Raw genomic sequence first — 17,179 nt, forward strand, 5'->3', positions numbered from 1 at the left:
GCCCCTGGCGGACCGTCTGGCGGACCGGGGAGGGCGGGACGGCCTGTCCCCTCGCGCCCTCGCGCCCTCGCGCCGCCGCCGTCGTCCTCGCGCCTCACGTCTCGCGCCTCACGACGGCGTGGTCATGCCTGCCGCACCACCAGGGCCGTGGCCACCGCCATCAGGCCCTCGCCGCGGCCGGGGAAGCCCAGTCCGTCCGTCGTCGCTCCGGACACGGACACCGGGGCGCCCGCAGCGTCCGACAGCAGCTTCTGGGCCTCGTCGCGGCGTTTGCCGATCTTGGGGCGGGGTCCGACGACCTGCACGGCGACGTTGCCGATGAGGAAACCGGCCTCGCGGACGATCCGGGCCGCCTCGGTGAGGAGGGTGACGCCCGACGCGCCGGACCACTCGGGGCGTCCGGTGCCGAAGTGCTGTCCCAGGTCGCCGAGTCCGGCGGCGGAGAAGAGCGCGTTGCAGGCGGCGTGCGCGACGACGTCCGCGTCGGAGTGGCCGGCCAGTCCGGGGCCCTCGCCCTCCCACTTGAGGCCGGCGCACCACAGTTCGCGGCCGTCTTCGAAGGCGTGGATGTCGGTGCCGATGCCCACCTGCGGGAGCGGCACGCTGCCGACGGGCGTCTCGTAGGCCGTTTCAGGAGCCGTTTCAGGAGCCGTTTCAGAAGCCATCGTTGAGCCTCCTGCGGGCCAGGACCGCTTCGGCGAGGACCAGGTCGAGGGGGCGGGTGACCTTGAAGGCCTCCTCGTGACCGGGGACGACGACGACCGTCAGACCGAGTTGTTCGACCATGCTCGCGTCGTCGGTGACGTTGTCCGTGACGGTTTCGTGGGCGCGGACGAGGGTGGCGCGGTCGAAGCCCTGCGGGGTCTGCACGGCCCGCAGCCGGGCGCGGTCGGGAGTGGCGACGACCGGTTCGGGGTCGCCCGCGGTCTCGGCCGGACGGACCTCCTTGACGGTGTCGGCGAGCGGCAGCGCCGGGACGACCGCCGGGGCGCCGTGGCGTACCGCCTCGATGACGGCGTCCACCGTGTCGACGGGGACCAGGGGGCGGGCGGCGTCGTGGACCAGCACGATGTCGTGGCCGGGCGGCAGCGCGTCCAGGCCCAGTTTCACGGACTCCTGGCGGGACTCGCCGCCGGGGACGACCAGGAAGTCGGTGCGGTCGGGCAGCGCGTGCGCGTCGAGCAGCGACTTGACCTCGGCGGCGCCGTCCGGCGGGGCCACGACGACGACGAGGGAGACCGCGCGGGACGCGGCGAGTGCGCGCACCGCGTGGATCAGCATGGGCGTGCCGCTGAGCGTGCGGAGCGCTTTGGGGGCGCCCGGACCGAGGCGGACACCTCGCCCGGCGGCCGGAATCACCGCCGCGGTGCGGGCCGGCGCGGGGGAGGGACGCGAATCGTCAGACATCGGTTCCTGTCAGGTTTGTGTGCTGGCCTGGCGTGGGTATGGCCTGGGAAGTGCCGGGCGCGACGCCTTGACCGGACCCTTCCGTGACGTGCCGGTCAGGCGGCAGCCCGGGCCCGGCACATCAAGTATCGGGGGATCAGCACCCTCGTGGGGGCGGTACGGATCGGTCGACTCGTCGGCGGGTGCGCACCGGGAGGCACACAGGACGGCACGCACACCGGACGACACAGGGCGAGCGCGCTGAGAGCGCGAGCACGGAAACAGCGAGCAGGGTGCGCGCGGCGGTGTCCGTTCGCGAGGGTGCGAACATGCCGCAGCGCCCGGCGACGGGGATACGTCATCGGGCACCGCGGCAGTTCAGTGTTCCTCAGTGTGCTGAAGACCGGTCCAGGCCCGGCGTCAGGACGCGAGAACCTCGTCGAGCAGGGCTTCCGCCTTGTCCTCGTTGGTGTTCTCCGCGAGAGCGAGCTCGCTCACCAGGATCTGGCGAGCCTTGGCGAGCATGCGCTTCTCACCTGCGGAGAGTCCGCGCTCGCGCTCACGACGCCACAGGTCACGCACGACTTCCGCGACCTTGATGACATCGCCGGAGGCGAGCTTCTCCAGATTTGCCTTGTAACGACGCGACCAGTTTGTGGGCTCCTCGGCGTACGGCGCGCGCAGCACCTCGAAGACCCGGTCCAGCCCGTCCTGACCGACCACATCACGCACGCCGACGAACTCCGCATTGTCCGCTGGCACACGTACCGTCAGGTCACCCTGAGCGACCTTCAGGACCAAGTAGGTCTTGTCCACGCCTTTGATCTGGCGAGTTTCGATAGCCTCGATCAGCGCGGCCCCGTGATGGGGATAGACCACGGTGTCGCCAACCTTGAACGTCATGTGACAGGTACCCCTTCCGTGGCTATCCAGGGTAACACGGAAACTGCGGTTCCTGAATGACGTTTTCGCAGGTCAGGGCATATCTCGGGGCTTGACAACTGCGACAGGAACGTGCTGCGGAGGGTCGCCGGAAGCGGGTATTCGCAGGTCGGAGCCGTTCTCCGAGGGGGGCGAAACGCGTACGTTACACGCATCCGGAGGCCCGCCCGATCGGCCGAACGTCCACATATGTCCGCTTGCGCATGTGCGACTTCCGCTACTCCGTTCGGCGCCACTGGCCCGTTACCGTTCGTTTCCGGAATTGATCATCGGCCGTTCGGCCGGGGCCGTGATCAATTCCCCGGACCGTCTCGCATTCCTTCACGGAAAATCCGCGAGGGCGTGTCGACGGCGCTTATCTGAATGACGGACGAGCAGGGGGACGACTGGTGAAGCCAAAGTGACTGACGGGTTGCTTCTGACTCCTGGGACACGCGTGACGGATGTACCCCCTCCGCCCGCGATCGCCGAAGAGGCGGGTCGGGTGCGGCGGCGCGGGAAGGGCTCGATAACCTGAGGCCCCTGACTGACCCTTAGGGCGGCTTTGTTCAACAGAGAGCCGTCCGTGCGTTCAAGGAGTTGCCGCAGCCGTGAGCAGCAGCCTTCGACGCGGCGTCCTCGCCGCTTCCGCCATCGCGTTCTCGATCGCCTCGCTCGCCGCCTGCGGCGCCGGAAACGACTCCCAGACCCTGGAGATCAAGCCGGACAACGCCGCCGCCCAGGTCGGCGACATCAAGCTGCAGAACGTCGTCGTGATCACCCAGCCCGACCTGGAGGCCACCGGGCCCGCCGTGATCTCGGCGACCGTCTTCAACGCCGACGACGATCCGCAGACGCTCGACTCCATCACCCTCGACGGCACCGGCACGTCCGCCGAGCTCAAGCCCGCCAAGGGCAAGGGCGAGCTGACGATCCCGGCCCACGGCTCGCTCGTCATCGGCGGCGCGAACAACGCCTCCGCCGTCCTGCCGAGCGGCCGTGAGTCCGTCAAGAACGGCGACGCGCAGGACGTCACCTTCACGTTCAGCAAGACCGGCGCGGTCAAGGTGGCCGCCTTCGTCGTGCCGGCCGAGGGCTACTTCTCCGGCTGGGGTCCGAGCAAGATGCCGAGCGCGTCGGCGTCCGCCTCCAAGGACACGTCAAAGTCGCCCTCGGAGTCGGCGAGCGAGGGCGACACCGCCGGATCCGGCTCGCCTTCTCCGTCCGGCTCGGCGAGCCCCTCGAACAGCCCGGCAGCGGGCAGCTGACGCCCGGCCGTACCAGTTCACGGCCTGTCCGCGCTCCGCACGGACATGAGGAGGGCGGCACCCGACACGGGTGCCGCCCTCCTTCGTTCTCACCCGGCCGAGCACGACTACGACATACGGCCTACGGGCTTACGGGCCACTACGGCTTACGGCTCGAATTTGTAGCCGAGGCCCCGCACCGTCACCAGGTAGCGCGGCGCGCCCGGGTCCGGCTCGATCTTTGCGCGCAGACGCTTGACGTGGACGTCGAGGGTCTTGGTGTCGCCCACATAGTCGGCGCCCCAGACCCGGTCGATGAGCTGCATACGGGTCAGGACGCGCCCGGCGTTGCGCAGCAGCATCTCCAGCAGGTCGAACTCCTTGAGCGGGAGGTCGACCTTGGAACCGGAGACCGTCACCACGTGCCGGTCGACGTCCATCCGGACCGGGCCGGCCTCCAGCGCCGCCGGGGCCGACTCCTCGGGCTCGCCCCGCCGGCGCAGGACGGCCCGGATACGGGCGACCAGCTCGCGCGAGGAGAAGGGCTTGGTGACGTAGTCGTCGGCTCCTATCTCCAGGCCGACGACCTTGTCGATCTCGCTGTCCTTGGCGGTCACCATGATCACGGGGACGTTGGAGCGGCCGCGCAGCTGGCGGCAGACCTCCGTGCCGGGCAGCCCCGGCAGCATCAGGTCGAGGAGGACGAGGTCGGCGCCGTTGCGCTCGAACTCGTCGAGTCCGTCGGGCCCGGTGGTCGCGACGGCGACCTCGAAGCCCTCCTTGCGGAGCATGTACGACAGGGCGTCGGAGAAGGACTCCTCGTCCTCGACGACAAGCACTCGGGTCACGGATGGGCCTCCGGGGCGGAAAGCGTCTGGTACGCGGTCGAATCGGTGGATGTCGAATCGGGGGATGTCTAATCGGGGGATGCGGCGCGGGACGGGGTCCGGGGTGAGGGGTGGGAGGAGGGGGTGACCTCGTCGAGGGCATCGACGTCGTCGCCGTCGTCGTCGACCTCGTCCGGGTCCGGATACTGGTCCGCGCGGTCACGGGCCGCGCCCGCCTCCGGCAGTCGCAGGGTGAACGTGGAGCCCTGGTTCTCGGCGCTCCACACCGTGACCTCCCCGCCGTGCGAGGCGGCCACGTGCTTGACGATCGCCAGCCCGAGGCCCGTGCCGCCCGTGGCACGGGAGCGGGCCGGGTCGACGCGGTAGAAGCGCTCGAAGATGCGCTCCTTGTCCTTGTCGGAGATGCCGATGCCCTGGTCGGTCACGGCGATCTCGATCTGGTCGCCGCCGGGTGCGTTGACCCGGCGTGCGGCTATGCCGACGCGGGTGCGGGCGGGCGAGTAGTTGACGGCGTTCTCGACGAGGTTGCCGAGGGCGGCGGCCAGCTGGCCGCGGTTGCCCCAGACGCGCAGTCCGGCGGCGTCGTCCTCGTGCGGTGCGCCGGACGGGTCGAGCCCGTCGGGTGCGCCCACGTTCGAGGCCATGGTGATCTGCTTGGCGCCGGCCTGGTGCCGGCAGCGGTCGACGGCCTCGGCGACCAGTTCGGCCACGCCGACCGGTTCGGCGTCCTCGAGCGGGTCGTCGTTCTGCACCCTCGACAGGTCGATCAGCTCCTGGACCAGGCTGGTCAGCCGGGTGGCCTCGATCTGCATGCGGCCGGCGAACCGTTCCACCGCCTCCGGGTCCTCCGAGGCGTCCATGACGGCCTCGGAGAGGAGGGAGAGCGCGCCGACCGGGGTCTTCAGCTCATGGCTGACGTTCGCCACGAAGTCCCGCCGGACCGCCTCGATGCGACGGGCCTCGGTGAGGTCCTCGACCAGGAGCAGCACCAGCCGGGAGCCCAGCGGGGCCACCCGGGCCGACACGGCGAGGGCCTCGCCGCGCCCGGTCCCGCGCCGGGGCAGATCCAGTTCGACCTGGCGTATCTCGCCGTCGCGCCGGGTGTCCCGGGCCATCTTGAGCATGGGCTCCACGCTGAGCCGGCCGCCGCGTACCAGCCCGAGGGCGTAGGCGGCGGAGCTGGCCTTGACGACGGCGTCGGCCTCGTCGAGCACGACGGCGGAGGAGCGCAGGACGGACAGGACGGTGTCCACACCGGGCGGAAGCATGGGGCCCGTGTGCAGCGAGGTGCGCGTGGGGCGCTTCTGCTCCCGCTCGCTCCAGCGGAACGCCAGCATGGCGATGACACCGGTGAGCACACCGGCGATCGCTGCCGCTGCGGCGACCGCCGCGTTCACGTTCATGCCCTCAGGTTAGGCACGCCGTCCGTCCTGGCCACAGCTGCGGAGGTGCGACCTCGAACACTCGTCGCCCAGAGTTCACCTTGGAGCCGGTGGTGGTTCATTTGGGGTGACGGAAATCGACGCGTACGGGGCGGACCGTGGCACCGTGGAGCCCGGAACCCGAGAAGGACGGACCCGGACCCCGAGCCGGACCCGGACTTCAGCAGGCGCGGACCCCGGCGACCCCGAACCCGGACCGAACCCCGAGCCCGAACCCCGAGCCCGAACGAACCCCGAGCCCGGACCGAACCCCGAGAACGACGTACGAGAGGGAACCCTGATGCGGGACGCGTACCACGAGGAACTGGACTCGATCGGCGACAGCCTGGTGGAGATGGCCCGGCTGGTCGGGTCGGCGATCGGACGCGCCACGACCGCCATTCTCGACTCCGATCTGAAACTGGCCGAGAGCGTGATCGAGGCCGACCAGAGGGTCGACGAGCTGCAGCACGACCTGGAGGCGCGGGCCATAGCGCTGCTGGCCCGGCAGCAGCCGGTGGCGACGGACCTGCGGATCGTCGTCACGTCCCTGCGGATGTCGGCCGACCTGGAGCGGTCCGGCGACCTCGCCCAGCATGTGGCGAAGCTGGCCCGGCTGCGCTTCCCGGGCCGCGCGGTCCCGCACGACCTGCACGCCACGATCCTCGAGATGGGCCAGCTCGCGCAGCGCCTGATGGCGAAGGCGGCGGAGGTCATCATCACGAAGGACGTCGACCTGGCGCTCCAGCTGGAGCAGGACGACGACGAGATGGACCTGCTGCACCGCACGCTCTTCCAGCACCTGCTGGACGACAAGTGGAAGCACGGCATCGAGACGGCGGTCGACGTGACCCTGCTCGGCCGCTACTACGAGCGGTTCGCCGACCACGCGGTGGCCGTCGCGAAGCGTGTGGTGTTCCTGGTGACGGGCGAGCACGCGGACGAGCTCCAGCAGGACCTGCAGCCGGAGATCCAGCCGACGACGGGTGCGGCGGGCGCGACGGGCCCGTCAGGTGCGGCGGGTGCCGGGACCGAGGCATAGGCCGGGGCGCGCAGACCGGGGCACGCAGACCGGGGGCGGGCGGGCCGCGGAGCGTGGGCCGGGGCGTGGGCCGGGGCGTGGCGGATCCGGCCCAGGGCGTGCGAAAGCCACTGTGCGCCGTTGATGCGCCCAGGGGAACGGGCATGGAATGGGCACAGGCCCTACGCCTCCGGGAGGAACCCATGGCCGAGTCCCCCAGCGCTCCGACCTCCGACCCCACCCAGCGACATCCGACCGAGCAGCCCGCCGAGATCAGGAACCTGATGCTGATCGGCGCGTGCGGCTGCGGCTCCGGGTGCCAGTGCGGCTGCCAGGCGGGCAGCCCCTGCCAGTGCGGCTGAGGAAGACCGAGCGACGTATGCCGGACGAGGGCTCCGGCGCCGATCCTCCGGCGCCGGAGCCCTCGTCCGTCTGCTGCTCGTCCGTGCCCCGGGCCGGCCCTCCGGGTCGCCGGGTCGCCCCGGTGCGCGGGCGGGCGCAGCATGGATACGCGGGGGTGAAGACCCAGACCGGCGCGAGATCGGAAGGGGGCGGGCAGTCATGACCCGCTTCATGGACGTCCACCACGGCATGCACGGCATCACGGCCGACCAGCTCCTCGAGGCCCACCGCGCGGACCTCGCCATCGAGGGTGAGGAGAGTGTGCACTTCGAACGCGCCTGGGCCGACCCGGAGTCCGGAACCGTGTACTGCCTGTCCGAGGCCCCCTCGGCGGAGGCCGTGCTCCGCGTCCACGAGCGCACCGGTCACATGGCGGACGAGATCCATCCGGTGCCGCTCGAGGTGTGAGCCGGGGCCGGCGTGGTCGTCAGGGCTTGACCGCTGAGACGGCGGTGACGGTCACCGTGTCGTCGCACTCGGCGAACTGACCGTCGTCGAGGGCCACTTGGTGCGATCCGGAGCCGGGCAGGCCGACCACGACGGTCGGGTACACGGACGGGACCGCGCCGGACTTGCAGTAGCCGTCGGCCTCGCCGTGCACCTGCACGAAGGTCAGCTTCGTCCAGGCCTTGCCGCCCGGAGCCACCGTGACCGGCGAGGCAGACCCGGTGGGCGTGACGGCGAGCGGGGAATTGTGCTCGGGGGACCCGTTGCCGGCCCCCGCGACGGACGGATGCCCCTTGAGCACGCACGCCTTCCCGGAGACGTTGACGAACTCGACGATCGCGGCCCCGGTCCCCGTCCCGACCGGCCGCTCGGCGGCCTGCCACGCGGAGACCTTCAGGCTCTTCGCGGCGCAGGCCGCGACGCCGGCGGGCGCGGACGCGGACGCGGAGGCCGAGGGAGCGGAGGAGGGCGGCGGGGTGGCGGGGGCGTCGGGCGCTGAGGCGGTCGGGGTCGCGGAGGCGGTGGGGCCAGACGTGGTGGACGTCGCGGCGGCGGTGGGGGAGGTCGCGGACGGGGAGGTCGCGGGCGCGGAACCCGCGGGCGTCGACTGCGCGGGCTTGGGCTTCGGCGACTCGGTCGGCTGGCACGCCGTCACGACGAGGGAGGCCGAGAGGACGACTGCGGCAGCCACGGCCTTCCGGACCACCCCTCCCCCTGCCCGGTTCCCGGTCGCCCGCCCAAGGCCGCTCACGCCGCTGCCGTCATTCATGTCGTTCATGCCGTCCCCCGAGGTTTCCGGTCGGCGGGGGCGCTCGCCCTCGCCGTACTGCTCAGCGGCACAGACGGGTGGGACGGTTCACGGGGTTCGGCCGGTCGTCGATCTGTGACGCGGCGGTGACGAGATCCCCGCTCGCCGCTCCCGCTCGCCGTCCCCGGGCCGCCGGGCGACGATGGGATACGGGACGGGGCGAGGGGGTTTCAGTTCGGGTTCGGGAACTGCGCTGGGAGGACCGGTGGCGGGCACCGCGACGACCGAGACAGCCGCAACGACGGACGTGCTGATCGTGGGCGCCGGCCCGGTCGGGCTGAGCGCGGCCGCGGAGCTGCGTCGGCACGGCGTGCGCTGCCCGGTCGTCGACCGTCTGCCGGAACGGCTGCCGTACGCGAAGGCGGTCGGCATCCAGCCGCGCACCCTGGAGATCTGGGACCGGATGGGGCTGGCCCGCACCACGCCCCACCCGCTCACCACCCGAGCCGGACGGTCGGTCTCGAGCGGGTGAGGCACAGCATGGACATCGAACTGACGTACAGAAAAGGGCTGCTGCGCACCATCGGCGACGTGGAGGTCTCCTACGGTCGGAGGGAGTGGCTGGACAGCACGCCGCGCGCCCTGGGCGGCCCTAAGCCGTGAACCCGCGGCCCCGGACGCCCCGGCCAACCACTCGGCGACCCGATCGGTGTCCTGTGAGCTGCTGACATGCAGCTCCCGTCCTTGTCAGTGCCCTTGGGCCCGCGAGCGATGCCGCTCCGCCGGCCTGATCGGCTGCAGCGTCACCCGTTTTCTCGTTGCTCCACAGCGTGGCCGATGAGTCTGTGGCTCCTGGCCGGTCCAAGCTCGTGACACCCCAGGAAAGGACACCCGCCATGTCGGAGCTTCTCATCGACTTCATCACCTCCCTCGACGGCTACGCATCGGGAGAGGGATGGCCCGGGTTCTGGGGCCTCGAGGGCCCGGAGTACCTCGCATGGCTCGGCGAGCAGCCCAAGGCCACCTACCTGATGGGAGCGAACACCTACCGCCTGATGTCGGGCTTCGCCGCCGGCGAGGTCCCGGCGGGCCAGGACGAGTTCAGGCCCGAGGAAGAGGCGTCGGTCGACGAGCTCACGCAAGCGTCCAAGGTGGTGTTCTCCTCCTCACTCGAGGAGCCGCTGACATGGGCCAACTCCACGCTCGTCCGCGACGACGCCGTCGAGGCGGTCCGCGCCATGAAGTCGAGTGGCTCGGGACTCCTCAGCACGATCGGCAGCCTCAGCCTGTGCCGGTCCCTGCTGCGAGCCGGACTCGTCGACCGCTTCCGGGTCGTGATGTTCCCGGTGATCACCGGGGCCACGGGCGAGGAACGCATCTACGACGGCTATCCGGACGTCGCCCTCGAGATGATCGAGCACCGCACCTTCGACGGCCGCACCCAGATGGTCGAGTACAAGCCCCGCGTGCTCGAGCACCCGCCGCTCGCCGTCGCTGCGTGACGTCGCCCCGTCCGCCGGTCCAAACGGCCGCCGGACCGGCGCCGGCGGGCGCGGAGCAGACCTGAAGCAGGGGCGAACGGCCGACGTCAGGACGCCCGGTCCATCGTCGCTGTGCCCGCTGTGCGGCGGGAGTTGACGCCGCAGCAGAAAAGGTACGGAGCCAGTGATCAGGTTGGTGTCGAAGTCGGCAAGCTGATCACCGCGTTGCGGCGTGAAGGCGCGGACCCTGTCCGCAAGGGACGGCTATGGAGCCTGCCGTTGGAGGACCGGGTCCTGCTGGTCGCCGCGTACTGGCGCACCAACCTCACCCTGCGCCAACTCGCCCCGCCTCGTACGCTCCGAACCGGAGAAGGGCGGGGAAAGCATGGCAGACGAGTACTTCTTGCTGGTGTGCGACGACGTGCCTCATGACGTAGTGCTCAGCGACCCTGGCGTCCGTGTGATGGACGTCGTCCAGGTCGTGCGTCGGCTCACGGGGCTGAGCCTGTGGCGCAGCAAGGTTCTTGCGACGCAGGTTCCCGCCGTCATCCTCGCCTGCGTGCCTGAGGAGGAAGCGGCGGCAGCCGTCTCGGCCCTCCGCGATGCGGGGGCCCAGGCAGAAACGAGAAGGTGTCCCTGGCAGTCTGCCAGGGACACCTTGACGCCTGACTAGAGATCTTCAATGGCTGCTGGCTACGGCGGTTGGATAGCACGGCGCATTGCCTCTGTAGAGCTTCTGCGGAGCGATCGAGAAAGCGGAGGCCGCCGGACAGCGCCTCTGTGTAGTGTGATCGGCTATCGCCCAAACACGACCTGTTGGAGGAAGCGCGGTGTCTGACGCCGGCGACACCCGCACCGGTGATGGTGAGGGCGGAAGGACCGACCGCAACCACCGCACACCGATCATCGCGGCAGTTATCACTGGGGCGGCCACTGTCGTAGCGGCGGTGATCGCGGCAGTGCTCGCGGGTGGTGGCACCTCGAAGGAATCCCCCGCTGTTGCGGTACCTACGACCTCGCAGCAGACGTCCGCGGCCTCACCCACATCACCTCCGACCACCTCACAGCCTGTGCAGACCCTTCCTGCGACGTCATCGGTCCCGGAGCCGTCCCCAACAGCCGCCCGCATCGTCGCCAGCCCCGACTCGGCCGCCGAAGGCACTGTCATCACAATCACGGGCTCTGGTTTTGCCGCCGGAGAACAGGTGCGAATCATCTTTAACGGGACGTACGGCAAAACGATTGATCTCCGCGACGTCACGGCCGGATCCAATGGCGGCTTCGCTGCACAGATCAAGGTTCCGGACGACAGTGTCAACTCAGATCAGCCACAGTCGTTCGAGGCACGTGGCCTGAACAGCCAAAGTCGCGCCGACACTCCCTTCCACATCACGGGCTAGAGATCCTCAGCGGCGGTCTGGGCTGCGGCTCTCGTGATCCGGTCAGAGCACTCCAGCCCGGGACTGACACTGAAGGGGCACGTCCACTTCCTGCCGAGCAGTCACCGCGCCCGGAAGCCTTTCGACAGGGCTCTGCCGCCGGACGATCCCCCGCGCTGAGGACCCACAGTGGGCCCAGGCCGTGAAAAATGCCCCCGCCCCGCGCCATTCGCGCAGGTCGAGGGCATGATCACACAACCTACTTCTTCTTGCCCTGGTTTTTCACTGCTTCGATCGCTGCTGCGGCTGCCTCGGGGTCGAGGTAGGTGCCGCCGGGGTTGAGGGGCTTGAAGGCGGCGTCGAGTTCGTAGGAGAGGGGAATGCCCGTCGGGATGTTCAGGCCCGCGATGTCGGCGTCCGAGACGCCGTCGAGGTGCTTGACCAGGGCGCGCAGGGAGTTGCCGTGGGCGGCGACCAGGACCGTGCGGCCGGCGAGGAGGTCGGGGACGATGCCGTCGTACCAGTAGGGGAGCATCCGGACGACGACGTCCTTCAGGCACTCCGTGCGGGGGCGGAGCTCCGGCGGGATCGACGCGTAGCGGGGGTCGGCGCTCTGGGAGAACTCCGTGCCGTCCTCGAGGGCCGGGGGCGGGGTGTCGTAGGAGCGGCGCCAGAGCATGAACTGCTCCTCGCCGAACTCCGCGAGGGTCTGGGCCTTGTCCTTGCCCTGGAGGGCGCCGTAGTGGCGCTCGTTCAGGCGCCAGGAGCGGTGGACCGGGATCCAGTGGCGGTCGGCGGATTCGAGGGCCAGCTGCGCCGTGCGGATCGCGCGCTTCTGGAGGGACGTGTGGACCACGTCGGGCAGGAGGTCGGCGTCCTTCAGGAGTTCGCCACCGCGGACCGCCTCCTTCTCGCCCTTCTCGTTGAGGTTGACGTCCACCCAGCCGGTGAACAGGTTCTTCGCGTTCCACTCGCTCTCGCCGTGGCGGAGGAGGATCAGCTTGTACGGTGCGTCGGCCATGCGTCCGAGCGTAATCGACGGCTCCGGTCGGTCGTACATCCGCTCATACAGCGGACATACCGGGGGCACGCCGCCGCCGCGGACGACGACGATTGACGGTTTCCGTTAATCGAGTGGCCTCGCCCCCGCTTCCCTCGTAAGTTCTGACTGCCGCCTGCGCCGCTTACATCCGGGGGATCCGTCATGCCTGTCGCCGTCCTGAGACGTGCCGTCCGAGAGACGCTCTCCGGACTGCCGCGCGAGTTCTGGTGGCTGTGGACCAGCACTCTCGTCAACCGGCTCGGCGGGTTCGTCGCGACCTTCATGGCGCTGTATCTGACCCTCGACCGCGGCTACTCCGCCTCCTACGCCGGGCTCGTGGTGTCGCTGCACGGGCTCGGCGGGGTCGTCTCGTCGCTCGGCGGCGGGGTCATGGCGGACCGGCTCGGACGGCGGCCCACGCTGCTCGTCGCCCAGACCTGCACCGCAGCCTCCGTGGCGCTGCTCGGGTTCGTGGAGCATCCGGTCGCCACCGCCGGGGTCGCCTTCCTCGTCGGGATGGCCTCCAACGCCTCCCGCCCGGCCGTGCAGGCGATGATGGCCGACATCGTGCGGCCCGAGGACCGGGTCCGCGCGTTCTCGCTGAACTACTGGGCCATCAACCTCGGATTCGCCGTCTCCTCCATGGCCGCCGGGTTCATCGCCGAGGTCAGCTACCGGGCCGGCTTCCTCCTCGAGGCGGGGATGACGCTGGTCTGCGCGGTCGTCGTCTTCCTCAAGCTGCCCGAGTCGCGGCCCGTGCAGACGGCCAAGGACGTCCACGACGGCGACTCGGTCGGGATGGGGACGGTCCTGCGCGACGGACGGTTCATGAGCGTCGTCGGGTTGTCCTTCCTCGTGGCGCTCGTCTTCCAGCAGGGCGGCGTGGGCCTGCCCGTGGCGATGGGCGCGGCCGGGTTCACGCCGGCCGACTACGGCATGGCGATCGCCGTGAACGGCGTGCTCATCGTCGTGCTGCAGATCCCCGTGACGCGGTTCATCGAGCACCGCGATCCGCGACGGCTCCTGGTGATCTCCTCGGTCCTCGCCGGGTACGGCTTCGGACTCACCGCGTTCGCCGGGTCGGTGGGCGTCTTCGCGCTCACCGTCTGCGTGTGGACGCTGGCCGAGATCGTCAACGCGCCGACGCAGACGGGGATCGTCGTCCGGCTCTCCCCCACCCACGGCCGCGGGCGCTATCAGGGCATGTACACGCTGTCGTGGGCGGTGGCGTCCCTGGTCGCCCCGGTGATGTCCGGTGTCGTGATCGACCGGTTCGGCGCGGAGTGGCTGTGGGGGCTGTGCGCGGTCGTCGGGACGGTGGCGGGCGCCGGGTACGCCGTGCTGATGCGGCGGCTGCCGGACGAGGAGTCCCTCGCCGCCGACGAGCCCGTCCCCGCCGACCTGCCCGTCCTCGCCGACCTGCCCGTCCTCGCCGACGGCCCCGCGACGGGGACCTCCTCCCCCGTCACCGACAGCCCGGTCGGCGACCGGCCGGTCGGCGCCGCGAAGCCCGAGGTCGGCGCCGTCTGACGGGTGGGTCGCAGTGGCCTCGCGGCCGTCAGGAGTGCATCCGCGCCCCCTTCAACGCCTTGTCCACCGCGTTCCTCGGGCCGTACACGGCCAGCCCGACCAGGTCCAGTTCGCCGGTGGGGACGGCCCGCACGGCGGCGCGGTTGTCGCGGTCGTTGCCGGTGGTGAAGAGGTCGCTCGTGAACACCGCGCGCGGGAGGGACCGGGAGAGCACGCGCGCGTGAGCGGTCTTCAGGGTCTCCTCGGCGCCCTCGAAGACCAGCACCGGCTGCCGGAACATCGGCAGGCACGGGACGCCGTCCGCGTCCTCGTAAGGCTCCCCGATCACCTCGGGGAGCTCCGTGCCGAGTCCGCTCACCAGGAACGCGGTGACGTTCAGCCGCTGCCAGGTCTCCAGGTCCTCGCGCAGCAGGACGGCGATCTTCGTGTCGAATCGGATGGGTTCACTGTTCATGCGGTGAGACTGCCGATCGGCGGACGTCCCCGTCTTGTACGTTCCTTGCATGGCAGCCCGGCAGGAGGTCTCCGCCTGGCGTCCGGCCGTGCGGGGCGTCGTGGAGGTCTTCCACGCCCACTTCACCGGGTACGCCTACCCGATGCACGTCCACGAGGCCTGGACGTTGCTCATCGTCGACGACGGCGCCGTCCGCTACGACCTGGACCGGCACGAGCACGGGACGCCGCACGACACCGTCTCGCTGCTGCCGCCGCACGTGCCGCACAACGGGTCGCCGGTCACCTCGGACGGCTTCCGCAAGCGGGTCCTGTACCTGGACGCCGGCGTGCTCGGCGAGAACCTCATCGGGGCCGCCGTCGACGCGCCCGACCTGCGTGATCCCGTGCTGCGGCGGCGGGTGGGGCAGTTGCACTCCGCGCTCGCGCGGCCCGGGGACGAGCTGGAGGCCGACAGCAGGCTGGCGCTGATCGGCGAGCGGCTGCGGGTCCATCTGCGGGACCGGCGGCGTCCCGGTCCGCCGCGCCGCGATCCCGGCCTGGCCCGCCGCCTGCGCGAACTGCTCGACGCGCGGGTCGTCGAGGGCCTGGCACTGGAGGAGGCGGCCGGGCTGGTGCGGGCCCATCCGTCGCATCTGGTGCGGGCGTTCAGCGGGGCGTACGGCATCGCCCCGCACCAGTACCTCACCGCCCGCCGCGTGAACCTGGCCCGTCGGCTCTTGCTGGACGGGCGGCCGCCGGGCGAGGTCGCTGCGGCGGCCGGGTTCTACGACCAGGCCCATCTCACCCGGCACTTCCGCAGGTTGGTGGGGGTCACACCCGGGCGGTACGGAGGCGGGGGCAGGGGAGGAGACAAAGGCGGGAGCGGGCGGAAGTCCTCCGTCCGGTGACGGCGGCCCGCTCCCCGCGTTGCCTCGCCCCACGTGGCTCATCCCGCCCGGCCCGGCCCACCCGGCTCTACCGACCGCGCCGTCCGGGTCAGCCGGTCGCCGCGTCCTCCGGGTCGGTCGGGCGCTGGGTCAGGTGGGCGAAGGCGTCCAGGTTGCGTGTCGACTCGCCCCGGGAGACCCGCCACTCGTACTCCCGGCGGATGGCGCTCGCGAACCCGAGCTCCAGCAGCGTGTTGAACGCGCCGTCGGCCGCCTCGAGGACCTGGCCCATGAGGCGGTCGATCTCGTCGGCGGTGACGGTGGCGAGGGGCAGCCGGGCGGTGACGTAGACGTCGCCGAGCGGGTCGACGGCGTAACTCACCCCGTACAGCTTGAGGTTGCGTTCCAGGAGCCAGCGGTGGACGCCGGCCTCGTTCTCGTCGGGATGGCGGACGACGAACGCGTTCAGGGAGAGGGAGTGGCGGCCCACGATGAGGGAGACGGTCGTCTTGAGCTTGCGGGCGCCGGGGAGTTGGACCACGTAGGAGCCGGGCGACGGGCTCTCCCACTCCAGCTCCGCGTCCTTCAGGAAGTCCTCGATGACCTGCGCGGCCGTCTTCTCCACGTCACCCATGCTCGGAGCGTACGCCACGGCGGTGGGCCTGGGCCGCGGCCGCGTAGACGTCCGCGGTGGCGGCGGCGGCGGTGTCCCAGCCGAAGGACTGGGCGTGCGCGGCGGCGGCCGCGCCCATGCGGGCGGGGAGTTCGGGGCCGTCGGCGAAACGCTCGAGCACGCGCGCGTAGCGGGCCGGATCGTGGCCCTGCACCAGGAAGCCCGTCTCGCCGTCGCGGACGGCCACCGGGAGGCCGCCGACCGCGGCCGCGAGGACGGGGGTCCCGGCCGCCTGCGCCTCTATGGCGACCAGGCCGAAGGACTCGCTGTAGGAGGGGACGACCAGCAGCGACGCCGCCCGGAACCAGTCCGCGAGCTTTTCCTGGCCGACCGGCGGCCGGAACCGTACGACGTCGGCGACGCCGAGCCGTGCGGCCAGCTTCTGCAGCCCCTCCGGTTTGGCGAGGCCGCTGCCGCTGGGGCCGCCGACGATCGGCACGACGATGCGGGAGCGGAGCTCGGGGCGCTCGTCGAGCAGGACGGCGACGGCGCGCAGCAGGACGTCCGGAGCCTTCAGCGGCTGGATGCGCCCCGCGAAGAGGGGGATCAGGGCGTCCTGGGGCAGGCCCAGGCGGGCGCGGGCGGCGGCGCGGCCGTCCGCGGGGCGGAAGCGGTCGAGGTTGACGCCGGGGTGCACGACGGCGACCTTGCCGGGGTCGGCGTGGTAGTGGTGGGCGAGTTCCTCGGCCTCCTCCGTCGTGTTGGCGATGAGGCGGTCCGCGGCGACGACGATCTGGGTCTCGCCGATGACGCGGGCGGCGGGCTCGGGCGTGTCGCCGTCGGCCAGGTTGGCGTTCTTGACCTTGGCCATGGTGTGCATGGCGTGCACGAGCGGTGCGCCCCAGCGCTGGGCGGCCAGCCAGCCCACGTGGCCGGAGAGCCAGTAGTGCGAGTGCACGAGGTCGTAGTAGCCGGGGCGGTGGCCCGCCCAGGCCTGCATCACCCCGTGCGTGAAGGCGCACAGCTGGGCCGGCAGGTCCTCCTTGGCGAGGCCTTCGTAGGGGCCCGCGTCGACGTGCCGGACGAGGACCCCGGGGGCCAGCTCGACGACGGGCGGCAGGCCGCCGGTCGTCGCGCGCGTGAAGATCTCGACCTCGATGTTGATCGCGGCGAGGCGCTGCGCGAGCTCGACGATGTAGACGTTCATGCCTCCGGCGTCGCCGGTGCCGGGCTGGTGGAGCGGGGAGGTGTGGACGGAGAGCATCGCGACGCGGCGGGGACGGCGGTGGAGTCTGAGCCGCGGCGGCGCGGTCTGAGAGCGACGCCCGAGCTTGTTGACGTAGCTCACGTGGCGGTCCTCCTCGCTGCGGG

General features: G+C 71.1%; 20 protein-coding genes and 2 pseudogenes. 12 read left to right on the forward strand and 10 right to left on the reverse strand.

Annotated features, from left to right (window positions below; genetic code table 11):
- Positions 1–122: 122 nt before the first annotated feature.
- From ispF to QA802_RS19450, 3 genes are all read right to left on the reverse strand, one after another.
- Positions 123–665: a 2-C-methyl-D-erythritol 2,4-cyclodiphosphate synthase gene (gene ispF / locus QA802_RS19440; RefSeq protein ID WP_334524295.1), complete on the reverse strand. Its 543-nt coding sequence runs from the start codon at positions 663–665 to the stop codon at positions 123–125.
- The gene (ispD, locus tag QA802_RS19445; RefSeq protein ID WP_319170479.1) at positions 655–1,407 is read right to left on the reverse strand and encodes a 2-C-methyl-D-erythritol 4-phosphate cytidylyltransferase; all 753 of its coding nucleotides are present in this window, start codon (positions 1,405–1,407) and stop codon (positions 655–657) included. Before ispD ends, ispF begins: the two co-directional genes overlap by 11 nt.
- Positions 1,408–1,806: 399 nt before the next feature.
- Positions 1,807–2,289, reverse strand: a complete 483-nt coding sequence (locus QA802_RS19450; RefSeq protein WP_003953493.1) for a CarD family transcriptional regulator — start codon at positions 2,287–2,289, stop codon at positions 1,807–1,809.
- 629 nt (positions 2,290–2,918) lie between these two features.
- Here QA802_RS19450 and QA802_RS19455 point away from each other — a divergent pair.
- Positions 2,919–3,575 (forward strand): copper chaperone PCu(A)C domain-containing protein, encoded by a 657-nt coding sequence (locus tag QA802_RS19455; RefSeq protein ID WP_334524300.1) that lies wholly within the window; start codon positions 2,919–2,921, stop codon positions 3,573–3,575.
- A 146-nt stretch (positions 3,576–3,721) separates the two neighbouring features.
- Here the strand turns inward: QA802_RS19455 and phoP are convergent, their stop codons facing one another.
- Entirely contained in the window at positions 3,722–4,393 is a 672-nt protein-coding gene (phoP, locus tag QA802_RS19460) for a two-component system response regulator PhoP (RefSeq protein ID WP_503461619.1), read from the reverse strand.
- Positions 4,394–4,470: 77 nt separating this feature from the next.
- Positions 4,471–5,805, reverse strand: a complete 1,335-nt coding sequence (locus QA802_RS19465) for a sensor histidine kinase (RefSeq protein WP_334524303.1) — start codon at positions 5,803–5,805, stop codon at positions 4,471–4,473.
- A 319-nt stretch (positions 5,806–6,124) separates the two neighbouring features.
- Between QA802_RS19465 and phoU the strand changes: the two genes are divergently transcribed.
- The 3 genes from phoU to QA802_RS19480 all read left to right on the forward strand — a co-directional run bounded on the left by phoU (position 6,125) and on the right by QA802_RS19480 (position 7,654).
- Positions 6,125–6,865, forward strand: coding sequence for a phosphate signaling complex protein PhoU (gene phoU, locus QA802_RS19470; RefSeq protein WP_319170483.1), 741 nt, complete (start codon positions 6,125–6,127; stop codon positions 6,863–6,865).
- Between the two features lie 182 nt (positions 6,866–7,047).
- Positions 7,048–7,206 (forward strand): hypothetical protein, encoded by a 159-nt coding sequence (locus QA802_RS19475; protein WP_334524306.1) that lies wholly within the window; start codon positions 7,048–7,050, stop codon positions 7,204–7,206.
- Between the two features lie 199 nt (positions 7,207–7,405).
- On the forward strand, positions 7,406–7,654 hold the full coding sequence (locus QA802_RS19480) for an SCO4226 family nickel-binding protein (protein ID WP_334524309.1): 249 nt from the start codon (positions 7,406–7,408) through the stop codon (positions 7,652–7,654).
- Positions 7,655–7,673: 19 nt separating this feature from the next.
- Here the strand turns inward: QA802_RS19480 and QA802_RS19485 are convergent, their stop codons facing one another.
- Positions 7,674–8,384 carry a DUF4232 domain-containing protein gene (locus QA802_RS19485; protein ID WP_334524312.1) on the reverse strand — a complete coding sequence of 237 codons (711 nt, stop codon included), beginning with the start codon at positions 8,382–8,384 and terminating at the stop codon, positions 7,674–7,676.
- A gap of 322 nt (positions 8,385–8,706) precedes the next feature.
- On the opposite strand from QA802_RS19485, the pseudogene QA802_RS19490 reads away from it, so the two are divergent.
- From QA802_RS19490 to QA802_RS19515, 6 genes and pseudogenes are all read left to right on the forward strand, one after another.
- Positions 8,707–8,919, forward strand: a pseudogene (locus QA802_RS19490) (FAD-dependent monooxygenase); the annotation flags it as partial.
- Positions 8,920–8,981: 62 nt separating this feature from the next.
- Entirely contained in the window at positions 8,982–9,104 is a 123-nt protein-coding gene (locus tag QA802_RS19495) for a hypothetical protein (RefSeq protein ID WP_334524315.1), read from the forward strand.
- Positions 9,105–9,337: 233 nt separating this feature from the next.
- Positions 9,338–9,943, forward strand: coding sequence for a dihydrofolate reductase family protein (locus QA802_RS19500; RefSeq protein WP_334524318.1), 606 nt, complete (start codon positions 9,338–9,340; stop codon positions 9,941–9,943).
- Between the two features lie 132 nt (positions 9,944–10,075).
- Positions 10,076–10,270, forward strand: a pseudogene (locus tag QA802_RS19505) (transposase family protein); the annotation flags it as partial.
- A 37-nt stretch (positions 10,271–10,307) separates the two neighbouring features.
- Positions 10,308–10,595, forward strand: a complete 288-nt coding sequence (locus QA802_RS19510) for a ribosomal protein L7/L12 (protein WP_334524321.1) — start codon at positions 10,308–10,310, stop codon at positions 10,593–10,595.
- 157 nt (positions 10,596–10,752) lie between these two features.
- Positions 10,753–11,322: a RodZ family helix-turn-helix domain-containing protein gene (locus QA802_RS19515; protein ID WP_334524324.1), complete on the forward strand. Its 570-nt coding sequence runs from the start codon at positions 10,753–10,755 to the stop codon at positions 11,320–11,322.
- 238 nt (positions 11,323–11,560) lie between these two features.
- On the opposite strand, the gene QA802_RS19520 is transcribed toward QA802_RS19515, so the two are convergent.
- Complete coding sequence (locus QA802_RS19520; RefSeq protein ID WP_334524327.1) at positions 11,561–12,322, reverse strand: phosphoglyceromutase; 762 nt, start codon at positions 12,320–12,322, stop codon at positions 11,561–11,563.
- A 183-nt stretch (positions 12,323–12,505) separates the two neighbouring features.
- Between QA802_RS19520 and QA802_RS19525 the strand changes: the two genes are divergently transcribed.
- The gene (locus QA802_RS19525; RefSeq protein ID WP_334524329.1) at positions 12,506–13,873 is read left to right on the forward strand and encodes an MDR family MFS transporter; all 1,368 of its coding nucleotides are present in this window, start codon (positions 12,506–12,508) and stop codon (positions 13,871–13,873) included.
- Between the two features lie 28 nt (positions 13,874–13,901).
- Here QA802_RS19525 and QA802_RS19530 read toward each other — a convergent pair whose 3' ends face one another.
- Positions 13,902–14,327 (reverse strand): DUF2000 family protein, encoded by a 426-nt coding sequence (locus QA802_RS19530; protein ID WP_334524332.1) that lies wholly within the window; start codon positions 14,325–14,327, stop codon positions 13,902–13,904.
- Positions 14,328–14,376: 49 nt separating this feature from the next.
- On the opposite strand from QA802_RS19530, the gene QA802_RS19535 reads away from it, so the two are divergent.
- Positions 14,377–15,216 (forward strand): AraC family transcriptional regulator, encoded by an 840-nt coding sequence (locus tag QA802_RS19535; protein ID WP_334524335.1) that lies wholly within the window; start codon positions 14,377–14,379, stop codon positions 15,214–15,216.
- A gap of 88 nt (positions 15,217–15,304) precedes the next feature.
- On the opposite strand, the gene QA802_RS19540 is transcribed toward QA802_RS19535, so the two are convergent.
- Positions 15,305–15,829, reverse strand: coding sequence for a type III secretion system chaperone family protein (locus QA802_RS19540; protein WP_334524338.1), 525 nt, complete (start codon positions 15,827–15,829; stop codon positions 15,305–15,307).
- The gene (gene mshA, locus QA802_RS19545; protein WP_319170495.1) at positions 15,822–17,156 is read right to left on the reverse strand and encodes a D-inositol-3-phosphate glycosyltransferase; all 1,335 of its coding nucleotides are present in this window, start codon (positions 17,154–17,156) and stop codon (positions 15,822–15,824) included. The genes QA802_RS19540 and mshA overlap by 8 nt, the downstream gene beginning before the upstream one ends.
- Positions 17,157–17,179: the final 23 nt, after the last annotated feature.

Origin of the sequence: Streptomyces sp. B21-105, from assembly GCF_036898465.1 — a bacterium.
Taxonomy (GTDB): domain Bacteria; phylum Actinomycetota; class Actinomycetes; order Streptomycetales; family Streptomycetaceae; genus Streptomyces.

What these genes read in the sequence shown, in the direction of transcription:
- QA802_RS19540 (WP_334524338.1), bottom strand. Translation starts at nt 15,829, where the DNA reads ATGGGTGACGTGGAGAAGACGGCCGCGCAGGTCATCGAGGACTTCCTG.
- QA802_RS19500 (WP_334524318.1), top strand. Translation starts at nt 9,338, where the DNA reads ATGTCGGAGCTTCTCATCGACTTCATCACCTCCCTCGACGGCTACGCA.
- QA802_RS19535 (WP_334524335.1), top strand. Translation starts at nt 14,377, where the DNA reads ATGGCAGCCCGGCAGGAGGTCTCCGCCTGGCGTCCGGCCGTGCGGGGC.
- QA802_RS19520 (WP_334524327.1), bottom strand. Translation starts at nt 12,322, where the DNA reads ATGGCCGACGCACCGTACAAGCTGATCCTCCTCCGCCACGGCGAGAGC.
- phoU (WP_319170483.1), top strand. Translation starts at nt 6,125, where the DNA reads ATGCGGGACGCGTACCACGAGGAACTGGACTCGATCGGCGACAGCCTG.
- QA802_RS19510 (WP_334524321.1), top strand. Translation starts at nt 10,308, where the DNA reads ATGGCAGACGAGTACTTCTTGCTGGTGTGCGACGACGTGCCTCATGAC.
- ispD (WP_319170479.1), bottom strand. Translation starts at nt 1,407, where the DNA reads ATGTCTGACGATTCGCGTCCCTCCCCCGCGCCGGCCCGCACCGCGGCG.
- QA802_RS19475 (WP_334524306.1), top strand. Translation starts at nt 7,048, where the DNA reads ATGGCCGAGTCCCCCAGCGCTCCGACCTCCGACCCCACCCAGCGACAT.
- QA802_RS19530 (WP_334524332.1), bottom strand. Translation starts at nt 14,327, where the DNA reads ATGAACAGTGAACCCATCCGATTCGACACGAAGATCGCCGTCCTGCTG.
- QA802_RS19465 (WP_334524303.1), bottom strand. Translation starts at nt 5,805, where the DNA reads ATGAACGTGAACGCGGCGGTCGCCGCAGCGGCAGCGATCGCCGGTGTG.
- QA802_RS19450 (WP_003953493.1), bottom strand. Translation starts at nt 2,289, where the DNA reads ATGACGTTCAAGGTTGGCGACACCGTGGTCTATCCCCATCACGGGGCC.
- QA802_RS19525 (WP_334524329.1), top strand. Translation starts at nt 12,506, where the DNA reads ATGCCTGTCGCCGTCCTGAGACGTGCCGTCCGAGAGACGCTCTCCGGA.
- QA802_RS19495 (WP_334524315.1), top strand. Translation starts at nt 8,982, where the DNA reads ATGGACATCGAACTGACGTACAGAAAAGGGCTGCTGCGCACCATCGGC.
- ispF (WP_334524295.1), bottom strand. Translation starts at nt 665, where the DNA reads ATGGCTTCTGAAACGGCTCCTGAAACGGCTCCTGAAACGGCCTACGAG.
- QA802_RS19480 (WP_334524309.1), top strand. Translation starts at nt 7,406, where the DNA reads ATGACCCGCTTCATGGACGTCCACCACGGCATGCACGGCATCACGGCC.